Below are 12320 nucleotides of genomic sequence, written 5' to 3'. Positions count from 1 at the left end.
CCCTCACGCCCTGCTACACTGATGTGATGAAATTAAGCGATCGTATGGACCGGATCCAACCTTTTCATGTCATGCGTCTACTGGCTCGGGCGCGTGAGCTAGAAGCAGGCGGCATGGATGTGGTGCACATGGAAATTGGTGAGCCGGATTTTCCAACCGCAGCGCCAGTGGTGGCGGCGGGGTGTCAGGCTTTAAAGGCAGGGCATACGGGTTATCTGCCAGCGGCCGGGCTGCCTGCGCTTCGGGAGGCGATTGCTCAGCACTATGCCGCTCGCTATGGCGCACGTGTTGACCCGCAGCGCATTTTGATTACCCCGGGGGCAAGCGGCGCGCTCGTCGTGGCGCTGGCCATGCTAGCGAATCCGGGTCAAAACGTTTTATTGCCAGATCCAGGTTACCCCTGTAATCGAAATTTTGTAGAGCTGGTGGATGCCATCCCCCGCGCAGTGCCGGTGGATGCTGGCAGCCGTTATCAGTTAACGGCCGCGTTGGCGGCGGCCCATTGTGACGCGCAAACCGCCGCAATGGTTGTTGGCTCGCCAGGTAATCCAACGGGCACGATGGCAAGCGAATCAGAGCTTTCAGCATTAGCTCAATTTGCTGTGTCAAGGCAACTCGGGTTGATCGTTGACGAGATCTACCACGGGTTACATTACGACAAGGCGCCGGCGCAGGGAGTGATTGCCGCGCCGGATGCGATTGTGGTGAATAGCTTCTCAAAATACTTTGGCATGACGGGCTGGCGGTTGGGCTGGATGGTTGTGCCAGAAAGCGGAGTTCAGGCTGCTGAAAAGCTGATGCAGAACCTTTTTATTAATGCATCAACGCCGGCGCAGTATGCTGCATTGGCCTGTTTTACGCCCGAGTCTGAAGCGATATTCGAGGCGCGTCGGGCCGAATTTAAAGCACGACGTGATTTTTTATTGCCTGCACTGCGTGAGCTGGGGTTCCGCATTCCAGTGCAGCCAGAAGGTGCTTTTTATCTTTATGCGAATGTGGAGGATCTGACAGAAAACAGCGCTGATTTTGCTGCTCGTTTATTGGAAAATCAAGGGGTTGCAGTAACACCTGGACTTGATTTCGAGATCTCCGCGCCGCAAAAGCATGTACGCTTTGCCTACACCACAGATTTTGATCGACTGGCGGTGGCAGTAGATCGCATCGGCACGCATTTGCGTGCCGATGCTTAAGTGGACACCTTAGGTGCAAACAGTAGAGCGGGTAATGAACCGTTTGCCCTCTGGGGCTTCTAAAGAAAACCCAGAGCCTCGGCCTGGCACCACATCAATGATGAGCTGCGTATGCGCCCACAGTGCATATTGATCGCCCCCGATATAAAAGGGCGTGCCAGCAATGTCACCGAGGTAGACATCCCGATCACCAATGCGGAATTCATCGCGTGGATAACACATAGGTGCGCTACCATCACAGCAACCGCCCGACTGATGAAACAGTAACGGGCCGTGCTGCGCTTTGAGCGACTCGATGAGCGCCTCGGCAGCCTCGGTGGCCGTTACTTTTTCGTTTGCCGTGTCGAGTTCAGACATAAATTTGCCCCTTAAAAGAAGCCTAAAGGCGACTCTCCGTAGCTAACCAGCAGGTTTTTGGTCTGCTGATAGTGAGACAGCATCATGAGATGGTTTTCGCGCCCAATGCCAGAGTGTTTATAGCCACCAAAGGCCGCATGCGCGGGGTATAAATGGTAGCAATTTGTCCAAACACGACCTGCTTGAATACCGCGACCCATTCGATAAGCCTGATTCATGTTGCGTGTCCACACACCGGCGCCAAGCCCATAAAGGGTATCGTTGGCGATGGAAAGCGCATCGTCGGCATCCTCAAATGAGGTGACAGACACCACGGGGCCAAAGATTTCCTCTTGGAAAATCCGCATCCGGTTTTGGCCCTCAAAAACGGTGGGCTGGATGTAATAACCGCCCGATAAGTCTCCGTCTAGCTGATGCGCTTCGCCACCTGCCAGCACTTTGGCGCCCTCCTGTTTGCCGATATCAATGTAGGCAAGGATCTTTTCGTATTGGTCCTGAGATGCCTGTGCGCCGACCATGGTGTCCATATCGAGCGGGTTGCCCATTTTAATCCGGCTAACTCGCTCAAGCGCGGCCTCCATAAACTCGTCATAGAATTTCTTCTCGACAAGTGCCCGAGAGGGACAGGTGCAAACTTCACCCTGGTTGAGCGCAAACATGGCAAAGCCTTCCAGCGATTTCTGTTTAAACTCATCATCGCTATTGAAACAGTTCGCAAAGAACACGTTGGGTGATTTTCCGCCAAGCTCCAGCGTCACCGGAATAATGTTCTCAGAGGCGTACTGCATGATGAGTCGCCCCGTGGTGGTTTCACCCGTGAAGGCAATTTTCGCGATACGTGGATTGGAGGCGAGGGGTTTGCCAGCCTCAACACCAAATCCATTGACGATGTTGACGACCCCGGCTGGGAGCAGATCTGCGATTAATTCCATGAGCACCAAAATGCTGGATGGGGTTTGCTCTGCCGGTTTTAAGACAACGCAGTTGCCCGCCGCAAGCGCTGGCGCTAATTTCCACGTGGCCATGAGGATAGGGAAGTTCCACGGAATGATTTGGCCAACAACGCCAAGGGGTTCATGAAAGTGGTAGGCCACGGTGTCTCCATCGAGCTCACCCATGGTGCCTTCTTGAGCTCGAATGACGCCAGCAAAGTAGCGGAAATGATCAATGGCCAATGGAATATCGGCAACCATCGTTTCGCGAATGGGTTTGCCGTTTTCCCATGTCTCCGCCACCGCTAGCTTTTCAAGGTTTTCTTCCATTCGATCCGCAATGCGGTTAAGAATGATAGAGCGCTCAGTCACCGAGGTCTTGCCCCAGGCATCTTTTGCTGCATGAGCCGCGTCAAGGGCAAGTTCTATGTCTGCTGCCTTAGAGCGCGGCACGCTGCAAAAGGTTTGCCCGGTAATGGGTGTGGGGTTTTCAAAGTATTGCCCGTCTACCGGCGGTGTCCATTCTCCACCAATAAAATTCTCGTAGCGGTTTTTAAAGGAAATGACAGCATCGCTGCTGTTGGGGTTTGCATAGATCATTTGAGTCTTCTCCTCACTCAAGTTTGTTGTAATGCTTTTCCAGCACCTGATAGACAGCAAGTTTTGCGCCAAGATTCCTGAAAACAGCTGCCAGGCTTGCGTGCCGGCGCATTTGGAGAGATGCTGACGTTAAAGGACTTCGCGACATGGCTGTTGCGTTGTCCTATGCCGATACAGGGGGTGTTGCAGATTGCAACACTTCGGAGGAGGCAGAGATGGAGAATAAAACGGTAAGGCATTCGCTGCTGGATGCCTCGGATGAGGTAGCCGGCGCAACGGCTGGTCTTGCTGCGTCTTGGTCGCGGAGCCGTGAGGCCGGTTTGCAGCCCCATGTAACAATGTCAGATGCAATGCTTGATGCAACCGCATTGCGCCTGCTTCGCGAGGCGAATGAGCAACTCATTACGGTCGCATTACCTGAGCTTGAAAACCTTTACTGTCAAATTGCCGGAACCAACAGTGCGGTACTTTTAGCGGACGCGAATGGTGTTATTCTCGAGCGTCAAGGAGACCCTGCGTTTCGGGAGCGAAGCCAGTCGGTTGCCCTGCGTCCTGGGGCCTGTTGGGGTGAGGCGGATCGTGGTACCAATGCAATTGGGCTCGCCTTGACAGAAGGGCGATGCGCCTCCGTTCATGGGGCGGAGCATTTTCTTGCCTGCAATACCTTTTTAACCTGTGCTGCAACGCCGATTCGGAACGCTGCGGGGACGATTGTTGGGCTCTTAGATGTCTCTGGTGACCAGCCGGCCAGGCAATTACATGCGCTTGGATTAGTGCGTATGGGCGCCCGTATGATCGAAAACCGGATGCTTATGGCTGAGTTTCCCGACGCTTTTTATTTGCGATTCCATGCCCGGCCTGAATTAGTCGGTACGCTGGGTGAAGGGATTGCCGTAATTTCTGCCTCAGGTCATCTTTTGGCAATGAATGCCGTTGCGCACGCGCACTTTAAAACAGCACGTGCAGGGACACCGATTACTGATTATTTTGAGCTATCGGGCGATTTGTTGGCGAGCTTGTTTGGGCACTTAGTGCCGATTAAAACAACCTATGGGCTTTTGGTTCACGCACTTGTGGCGGGCAAAGATAAGCCGCTGACACCATTTATCGTTCCCGAAATTAAGCCGCCGCTAAAGCAAATTGACGAATCATTCGCTGAATTGCAGGTGGGCGACTTTCGCATTGCCGAGGCGGGACGGCGCGCCCTGCGAGTGGTAGAGCAAAACATCCCCGTCTTAATTGAAGGAGAAACGGGCACCGGTAAAGAATGGTTGGTACGCGCGGTTCATAAGCGTAGTTCGCGCTCTGACAAACCCTTGATTACGGTGAATTGCGCTGCAATTCCTGAAACACTCGCTGAGGCAGAGCTTTTTGGATATACCCCCGGGGCTTTTACCGGTGCGAATCGAGACGGTGCGCCCGGTCGGTTGGTTGAAGCGGATGGCGGGATTTTGTTTTTGGATGAAGTGGGAGATATGCCGCTTGAGCTTCAAACCCGCTTGCTTAGGGTACTGCAGGAGCGTGAGGTCGTTCCGGTAGGTGGTACGACGCCGCGACCTGTGAATTTTTTGCTTCTAAGCGCCACTCATCAACATTTGGCGAGCTTAGTTGAGGAGGGGCGGTTTAGGAGTGATTTGTTCTATCGCCTTTGTGGTTTAAATATCAGTCTTCCACCGCTGCGGCAACGAGGTGATCTGAGGGCATTGATTCAACGAATGGTTGCTGAAATCGACCCTGGGGTTTTAGTGAGCAAGGCAGCGATGGGGCAGCTCCTTGCTCATCACTGGCCCGGAAACCTACGAGAGCTCGATAATGTCCTGCGAACGGCAATGGCATTGAGGTCAAGCGCAAACCAACTCGATGTGGCTGATTTGCCCATGCCAGCTAACCGCCAACCCACGTTAAAAAGTCGAGAGTCTGAATTGATGGCAGATGCCATTGCCCGACATGGCGGCAACTTTAGTGCCGCTGCCAGAGAACTGGGCGTCAGTCGAAGTACGCTGTATAGACGGTTGCAATCTGCTGATTTAAAGATGCGCGAAAAACCGGTAAGTTAGCGGCTTGTTTTAAACAGTCGGATCTCCCGTTGTCATGCGGCTATCAAAAATTCGGTTAAGTGGATTCAAGTCGTTTGTCGACGCAACACCGGTGCCTTTCCCGGCGTCAATCACGGCCATTGTGGGCCCGAACGGCTGCGGCAAATCCAATATCATTGATGCGGTTCGATGGGTCATGGGAGAAAGCTCCGCTAAGCATTTGCGCGGCGGATCGATGGCCGATGTGATCTTCAGTGGCTCTGGTACGCGTAAGCCAGTTGGGCAGGCGAGTATTGAGCTGCTTTTTGACAACACAGATGGCACGCTTGGGGGCCAGTATGCGGCCTATAGCGAAATTTCCGTCCGGCGTCAGGTGAATCGAGACGGACAGTCGGTTTATTACCTTAATGGAACACGTTGTCGGCGACGGGATGTGACTGAGGTCTTTTTGGGTACTGGACTGGGCCCTCGGAGCTATTCGATTATCGAGCAGGGCACGATTTCACGACTCATTGAAGCCCGTCCTGAGGAGTTAAGAGGGTATCTCGAAGAGGCGGCCGGCATCAGCCTGTATAAAGAGCGTCGGCGTGAAACTGAGCGCCGCATGCGCGATACACGAGAAAACCTAGAACGCTTAGAGGATGTGCGTGGCGAAGTTGCAAGCCAACTCGAAAAACTTTCTCGCCAGGCCGAAACCGCCGAAAAATACCGAACGTTAAAAGCGGAGGAGCGCCAGCGCCAAGCAGAGCTTTTGGTGTTGCGCATACAGGCTATTGATGCCGAGCGCACCGCACTAGCCGCCGAGCTGGCCGAGCGTAATACCGCTTTAGAGGCGCGCTTGGCAGATCAGCGGCGTGTTGAGCGCGACTTAGAAGTGATGCGGGCACGGCATGTTGAAGACAGCGAGCAGGTCAATACGATTCAAGGGCAGTACTATCAAATTGGTGCGGATATCGCGCGCGCTGAACAAGCGATTGCGCATCGCCGCGAGCTGCGTGAAACCAGCCAAAAGGAACTGGAACGTAATCAGATCGAGCTCGAAAGAATTGCTAAGGAAATGCGAGAGGATATTGAAAAGAAAGATCTTTTCTTATCGCGCGTTGCGGCGATTGAGCCAGAGAAATTAACGCTTGAAGCAGACATCACAACCGCTGAAGAGCAACTGAAAGCGCGCCAAAAAGAGGTGGAACGTTTGCGTGCAGAATGTGCTAACTACGCCCAGCAGCGAGCAAACGCTGAGCGTAGCGCACAAGTTGAAGGCGCACGAATCGAACAATTAGAAGATCGCCTGTACGAGCAAAATCGCCGCCGAGAGCGGCTTGCAGAAACACTGGCTCAGTTGGCGCAAAGTGAGGCTGAAGAGGAGCAAGCCGTTTATCGTGCAGAAGCCGAAGCGCTAGAGGCGCAGCGTAGCGCCCAAAGTGAATCGCTGGAGCGCATCAATGGCAAGCTTGAAGACGCCAAGCGGGAGGCGCAGGCCGCCAATGAACAACTTGATCAAGCAAAAGCGGAGCGCGCGGCCACCGCGGCGCGTTTAACCTCGCTAGAAACTTTGCAGGAATCAGCGCTAGGTGCTGATGAGCAGGTAACTGAATGGGTGCGCTCGCTCGGTGTGAAGCAGCCAGAAAAAGTGGTTGAACACCTGAGCGTAGAGCCAGGCTGGGAGCGTGCGGTAGAAATCGCGCTGGCGGACGCGCTACAAGCTGTTGTGACTGACAGTAACGCGGGTTTACTGGAAAAAGGCGTAGCCTTGCCACGCGGGCGCGCCATGTTCATCGAAGCTGTAACGCAACCAACAGCGCCAGAACCCACGGCGTTATTGGCTAAAATCAAAACGAAACTGCCCCTGACATCACTCTTAGCTTCTGTCCACGTGGCTGAAACAGATGCTGAGGCGCAGACACTCTTAACCAGCTTGCCGAGTGGACATTCTGTGATTACGCCTGAGGGGCGCTGGTTTGGGCATCATTGGGCGAGAGTATTTGCGGCGGATGATGGGGTTGAGGCGGGTGTGCTTGAGCGTCGTCGTGAAATCAAAGCCTTAACCGCGCAGCTCCAAACCCATGAGCAGGCAATTGCTGCGGCCAAAGAAAGATTAGAGGCGGCCCAGCGCGCTATCACACAGTGTGAGGCTGAGCGGGCTGAGGCACAGACGGTTCTGGCAAAGGTTGGCGAGGAGTTGGCAACCTGCGCTGCCAAACAACAAGCCGTGGCTGATCGCATTACAGAGGTTGAGCGGCAGCGTGAGTCTTTGACCGAAGAGCGTGCGGATCTGTTAGAAGCCATCGAGGGCGGCCAGCGTGCGGTAACGGAATCGCGCTCAGCACTGGATCAGGCGATGCAGGATCGCGACGCCGCCGAGGCGGCCGCTGAGACAGCCGTGACTCAGCGGGATGAAGCAGAAGCCCTGCTGGACGCTGATCGGCAAGCGCTTGATCAGCTGAGGCAGCGGCAGCAAGAGGCCAGTCTACGGTTAGAGGGCGCACAGACCGCTGCTGCATCCATTGAGCAAGCAATTGCTCGTTTACAACGTAGTCAGGATCAGTTTGAGGCCCGTAATGCCGAGCTTGGACAAGCGCTTGAGACGGTGTCTGGCTCTGATGATGATTTAGAACATGAGCGCCAAACCTTACTGGCAAAACGCGTTGAGGTAGAAGCGGAGCTCACCGCAGCGCGTCAGCGCTTAGGTGAGGCAGATGCCGGTATCAGGTCGCTGGATCAAAAGCGCGCGGAAGCTGAGCAAGGGGTAAGCGCGTTGCGGGAATCCGCGGAGACAGCCCGTTTTCGTGATTATGAAATTGAAGCACGTCGAAATGCGTTACAGGAGCAGTTGGGCGGATTTGATGTTGCTGTTGAGCAGGTGATCGATACGTTGCCAGAAACGGCGACGGAAGCAGGTTGGCAAACGGAATTAGAACGCTTGGATAACCGGATTCGTCGGCTTGGGCCAATTAATCTGGCGGCCATTGACGAGCATCAAGCGCTGGCAGAGCGTAAAACCTATCTTGATGAGCAGTATGCCGACTTAACCGAGGCACTCGACACGCTGCAGGATGCGATTCAAAAAATTGATCGTGAAACCCGAACTCGATTTAAAGAAACGTTTGAAAAGGTTAATGTGGGCCTGCAACGATTATTCCCGCGGTTATTCGGCGGTGGGCAGGCCTATTTAGAGATGACCGAAGATGACCTGCTAGAAACCGGTATCACCATTATGGCGCGACCGCCGGGTAAGCGAATCACCAATATTCATTTATTATCAGGCGGTGAAAAAGCACTCACGGCTGTCTCTCTGGTTTTTGCGATTTTTGAACTAAATCCAGCGCCGTTTTGTATGTTAGATGAGGTGGATGCACCGCTTGATGAGGCTAATGTGGGTCGTTTTTGTGACTTGCTTCGCGAAATGTCATCCCGTGTGCAATTTATTGTCATCACGCATAATAAGACCACCATGGAAGCGGCAACGCATTTGGCGGGCGTTACGATGGCTGAACCTGGCGTCTCACGGCTTGTTGCTGTTGATGTTGCAGAGGCCTTGACGCTGGCGGAAGCAGAAGCGGAGACCTAATGGATCATTTACCGGTACAATTTGCCGGAAGTAAACGGCGGGGTTGAGCATGGACCAATTACGATGGATTTTGCTGGGGCTGGGTGCGCTCATCATTATCGGCGTCTATGTCCACGGAAGTTGGCAGACTATTCGCGAAAAAGGCTGGCCTCAGTGGCGGCGTAAGAGCGCGGAAGACAGCGATAGGATAGAACCGGACGCGCTGTATGGTGATGACGGTATTGTCGGAGAAGTTCGGGTTACCCGACTCGATGATACCGAATTTGAACCCGCCCCCGAACCTGAACCCGAACCGGAACCCGATTGGGAATTGGACTTAGGCCTAGACGATGAGCCTCAGCCCGACCTCGAGCCTGCGCCGGCCGCTGATCCGGTCTTTGAAGGTGAGGAGAAAGTGATCGTTCTGACCGTGATGGCGCCTAAGGGCGTTCAATATGCGGGCGATGCTTTAGCCGAGGTGGCTGAAGACTGTGGGTTGAGGTTAACGGAGCAGGGTGTATTTAGGCGGGGGATCGATACCGATGCAGGAACGGTTGCTGCCTACACGATTGCCAATATCTTAGAGCCGGGAACATTCGAGCAAGCACGACTTGCTGAGCAAATGACGCCCGGGGTTGTGATGATTATGCAGCTACCGGGGCCGTTTGACGGCCCATCAACGTTTGAGCAGATGCTTGCAACCGCGCGAACAATTGTGGAGCGATTAGGTGGGCAGTTATTGGATGGACGGCGGTGTGATCTTAACGCGCAATCCATCGAGCACATGCGTGAAGAGTTACTTGAGTACCGGCGGAGGAGTCAGTTGGCAGACCGACGGAGCTCTTGAGGAATGACGGATAGTTCACCGTTGGCTGCACAGGCGCGTGCTAGCGCGCTGCGCGAGCAGCTGGAGCATCACAACCATCAATACTACGTGCTCGATCAGCCTGAGGTATCCGATAGTGAGTACGATGCCTTGCTGCATGAGCTGCAGGCGCTGGAATCAGAACATCCCGAGCTAATCACCCCCAGCTCACCGACTCAGCGTGTAGGCGCCCCGCCTGCAAGTGAATTCCCCGCCTCTGAACATCTTGAGCCTATGCGCTCGCTTGCTAATGCTTTTACGCAGGATGACTTATCGGAATTCGATCAGCGAATTCGCGATCAGCTCGATGTTGCCGCGGTCGACTATGTGGCTGAGCCCAAACTCGATGGGTTGTCAGTCAATTTGCGTTATGAAAACGGCGTTCTCGTGCTAGCGGCAACTCGCGGAGACGGTGAGGTGGGCGAAGAAGTCACCGCAAACGCACGAACAATTGGCTCGGTCCCGCTACAGCTAAGAAGTGAAAACCCGCCAAAAAGCATCGAGATACGCGGCGAAATTGTGATTCGGCTGAAAGACTTTGAGCGGCTTAATCAACAGCGTTTAGCTGCCAATGAGCGCCCCTTTGCAAATCCGCGCAACGCCGCGGCGGGCAGTATGCGTCAGCTTGACTCACGCCTCACCGCAAAACGCCCGCTCACCTTGTTTGCCTTTGGTGTGGGTGCGTCCACGGATCCATTGCCCGAGACGCATTATGGCGTACTTGATCAACTCAGAGCCTGGGGTTTTCGTATCAATGAACGGGTGGAATGTGTGGCGGGAGTCTCGGGGTGCGAGTCATTCTATGAACGGCTTATTCGCGATCGCGATGATCTGGATTATGAGATTGATGGGGCGGTTTACAAAGTAAACGATCGCGGCGTTTGGAATACTTTAGGGTCTACGGCCAGGGCACCGCGCTGGGCAATCGCTCACAAATTGCCGGCGCGTGAGGCAACAACGGTCATCGAATCGATCAGCGTTTCAGTGGGCCGGACGGGTGTGATAACGCCGGTTGCTGAGCTCACGCCAGTATCGGTTGGCGGCGTGGTGGTTAGTCGGGCGACGTTGCACAACCTTGATGAGGTGCATCGCAAGGATGTGCGCCCAAACGATACCGTGATGGTCAGACGCGCTGGAGATGTGATTCCTGAAATCGTGGGTGTGGTGGAGTCTAAACGGCCCCCAGGCAGTGAACCCTGGCAAATGGTGAGTCACTGTCCTGCTTGCGGTTCGGAAATCGTTCGCTTGGACGATGAGGCAGCCCATCGCTGCCTGGCTGGTCTCTTTTGCCCGGCGCAGCGCAAGGGCGCCATTGAACACTACGTCTCGCGCAAGGCAATGGATATCGATGGCCTCGGTGAGAAGCTGATTGATCAACTGGTCGATAGCGAACGGATTAAAACGGTGTCTGATCTGTATCAATTAAGCTTAGTTGACCTTCGCGGCATGGATCGAATGGGCGAGAAATCCAGCCAGAATTTGCTGAACGCCATTGAGAAATCGAAAACAACAACGTTGGCACGATTTCTTTATGCCTTGGGCATCAGTCAAGTAGGGGAAGTCACTGCAAAATCCTTAGCCCAGCAATTTGGCAGTTTAGATCGGTTGATGGCAGCAGATGAGGAGACATTGAGTGAGGTGCGCGACATCGGGCCGGTAGTTGCTCAATCTGTACATGGTTTTTTTGCGGAACCGCATAATCGCGAAGTTATTGAATCATTGCGCGCTGCGGGTGTGCATTGGACGGAGGCGGAAGGTCTTTCGGCCGCAGAAGATTTACCATTGGCCGGCAAAACGTTTGTTTTGACAGGCAGTTTGCAGACCTATACTCGAGATGAGGCTCAAGCCCGCTTGGAGGCTTTGGGTGGCAAGGTAACGTCGAGTGTATCTAAGAAAACCGATTATGTGGTGGTTGGCGATTCGCCAGGCTCAAAACAAAAGAAAGCAGAGGAACTCGGTGTTCCCCTGCTTGATGAGGCTGCTTTTGAGGCGTTACTCGTAGCTCACTGAGGCGGCTTCACGTAACTCATCCAGCGATCGCTGAATCCGTTCGTTGACAATCGCCATTCTCAGCTCGCTTTGCACCTCTTCGATGGGCGGTGCCTCACGCTCGCGCACTTCGTCCACGCGAATGATATGCCAGCCAAATTGCGTTTCAACCGGCGACTGGCTGATTTCGCTAACTTCGATTTGCTGTACGGCTTCGCTGAAGGGGGCAACCATGTCGGTGGGTGCAAACCACCCAAGATCGCCGCCATTAGCTGCGCTACCATCACGCGAGAACTCCGCGGCTAGCTCGGCAAACTCAGCTTGCTCCTCCTGAATTTGGCGAATGAGCTCTTCTGCTTGGCTGCGATCTTCTACCAAAATGTGACTGGCCCGGTACTCAAGTTGACCGTCTCCGTACTCGGCCTCATAGCGCTCGGTCAGGGCCGCCTCTGAGATTGGCTCGCTGGTTGAGAGCGTGCGAACAAATGCCTGTGCTAAAGCGGTACGACGGGTATTTTCTAGTTGCGCCTGTAGCGCAGGATCATCCCCTAAGCCCTGTTCGGCAGCGGCTTGTGCCAGTACGGTCAGGTTAATGACTTCTTCTAAAAACTGCTCGCGTTGGGCCGGCGGGACATTACCGCCGCCTTGGGTTTGTTGCGCAATAATTTGATTAAGTTGCAGCTCGGTGATGGGCTCACCATTTACTTCTGCCAACACGGTTTGAGCCTGCGCAGGTGCCATAACAAATAGCAGGGTAAGCAAGGCAACAGCTAATGTGGAAGGGAAAACGCGTTTCATGAAAAC

The 12320-nt window shown here is 54.1% G+C and carries 8 protein-coding genes; 5 read left to right on the top strand and 3 right to left on the bottom strand.

All coding sequences use genetic code 11. The features are described from left to right. Positions 1–26 precede the first annotated feature (26 nt). Positions 27–1190 (top strand): pyridoxal phosphate-dependent aminotransferase, encoded by a 1164-nt coding sequence (locus GH984_RS01900; RefSeq protein ID WP_153718512.1) that lies wholly within the window; start codon positions 27–29, stop codon positions 1188–1190. A gap of 9 nt (positions 1191–1199) precedes the next feature. Here GH984_RS01900 and GH984_RS01895 read toward each other — a convergent pair whose 3' ends face one another. Together GH984_RS01895 and exaC are read right to left on the bottom strand one after the other, a co-directional pair. Then, entirely contained in the window at positions 1200–1547 is a 348-nt protein-coding gene (locus GH984_RS01895) for a DUF779 domain-containing protein (protein ID WP_153718511.1), read from the bottom strand. An 11-nt stretch (positions 1548–1558) separates the two neighbouring features. After that, positions 1559–3079 (bottom strand): acetaldehyde dehydrogenase ExaC, encoded by a 1521-nt coding sequence (exaC, locus tag GH984_RS01890; protein WP_153718510.1) that lies wholly within the window; start codon positions 3077–3079, stop codon positions 1559–1561. Positions 3080–3294: 215 nt separating this feature from the next. On the opposite strand from exaC, the gene GH984_RS01885 reads away from it, so the two are divergent. From GH984_RS01885 to ligA, 4 genes are read left to right on the top strand one after another with little or no spacing between them, the layout of a single operon-like run. Beyond that, entirely contained in the window at positions 3295–5136 is a 1842-nt protein-coding gene (locus GH984_RS01885; RefSeq protein WP_172973134.1) for a sigma-54-dependent Fis family transcriptional regulator, read from the top strand. A gap of 34 nt (positions 5137–5170) precedes the next feature. Continuing rightward, entirely contained in the window at positions 5171–8683 is a 3513-nt protein-coding gene (gene smc / locus GH984_RS01880; RefSeq protein ID WP_153718508.1) for a chromosome segregation protein SMC, read from the top strand. Between the two features lie 49 nt (positions 8684–8732). Further along, positions 8733–9509 carry a cell division protein ZipA gene (locus GH984_RS01875; protein ID WP_153718507.1) on the top strand — a complete coding sequence of 259 codons (777 nt, stop codon included), beginning with the start codon at positions 8733–8735 and terminating at the stop codon, positions 9507–9509. A gap of 3 nt (positions 9510–9512) precedes the next feature. Beyond that, the gene (ligA, locus tag GH984_RS01870; RefSeq protein ID WP_153718506.1) at positions 9513–11537 is read left to right on the top strand and encodes an NAD-dependent DNA ligase LigA; all 2025 of its coding nucleotides are present in this window, start codon (positions 9513–9515) and stop codon (positions 11535–11537) included. On the opposite strand, the gene GH984_RS01865 is transcribed toward ligA, so the two are convergent. Continuing rightward, a complete protein-coding gene (locus GH984_RS01865; RefSeq protein ID WP_153718505.1) occupies positions 11520–12314 on the bottom strand; it encodes a peptidylprolyl isomerase in 795 nt (264 codons plus the stop codon). The genes ligA and GH984_RS01865 overlap by 18 nt on opposite strands. Between the last annotated feature and the right edge of the window lie 6 nt (positions 12315–12320).

The organism is Spiribacter salilacus (genome assembly GCF_009649225.1).
GTDB lineage: Bacteria > Pseudomonadota > Gammaproteobacteria > Nitrococcales > Nitrococcaceae > Spiribacter > Spiribacter salilacus.
Note: the sequence above shows the minus strand (reverse complement) of the source record. Positions and strands in the feature narration are given on the sequence as shown.

What these genes read in the sequence shown, in the direction of transcription:
- GH984_RS01895 (WP_153718511.1), bottom strand. Translation starts at nt 1,547, where the DNA reads ATGTCTGAACTCGACACGGCAAACGAAAAAGTAACGGCCACCGAGGCT.
- GH984_RS01885 (WP_172973134.1), top strand. Translation starts at nt 3,295, where the DNA reads ATGGAGAATAAAACGGTAAGGCATTCGCTGCTGGATGCCTCGGATGAG.
- smc (WP_153718508.1), top strand. Translation starts at nt 5,171, where the DNA reads ATGCGGCTATCAAAAATTCGGTTAAGTGGATTCAAGTCGTTTGTCGAC.
- GH984_RS01900 (WP_153718512.1), top strand. Translation starts at nt 27, where the DNA reads ATGAAATTAAGCGATCGTATGGACCGGATCCAACCTTTTCATGTCATG.
- exaC (WP_153718510.1), bottom strand. Translation starts at nt 3,079, where the DNA reads ATGATCTATGCAAACCCCAACAGCAGCGATGCTGTCATTTCCTTTAAA.
- GH984_RS01865 (WP_153718505.1), bottom strand. Translation starts at nt 12,314, where the DNA reads ATGAAACGCGTTTTCCCTTCCACATTAGCTGTTGCCTTGCTTACCCTG.
- ligA (WP_153718506.1), top strand. Translation starts at nt 9,513, where the DNA reads ATGACGGATAGTTCACCGTTGGCTGCACAGGCGCGTGCTAGCGCGCTG.
- GH984_RS01875 (WP_153718507.1), top strand. Translation starts at nt 8,733, where the DNA reads ATGGACCAATTACGATGGATTTTGCTGGGGCTGGGTGCGCTCATCATT.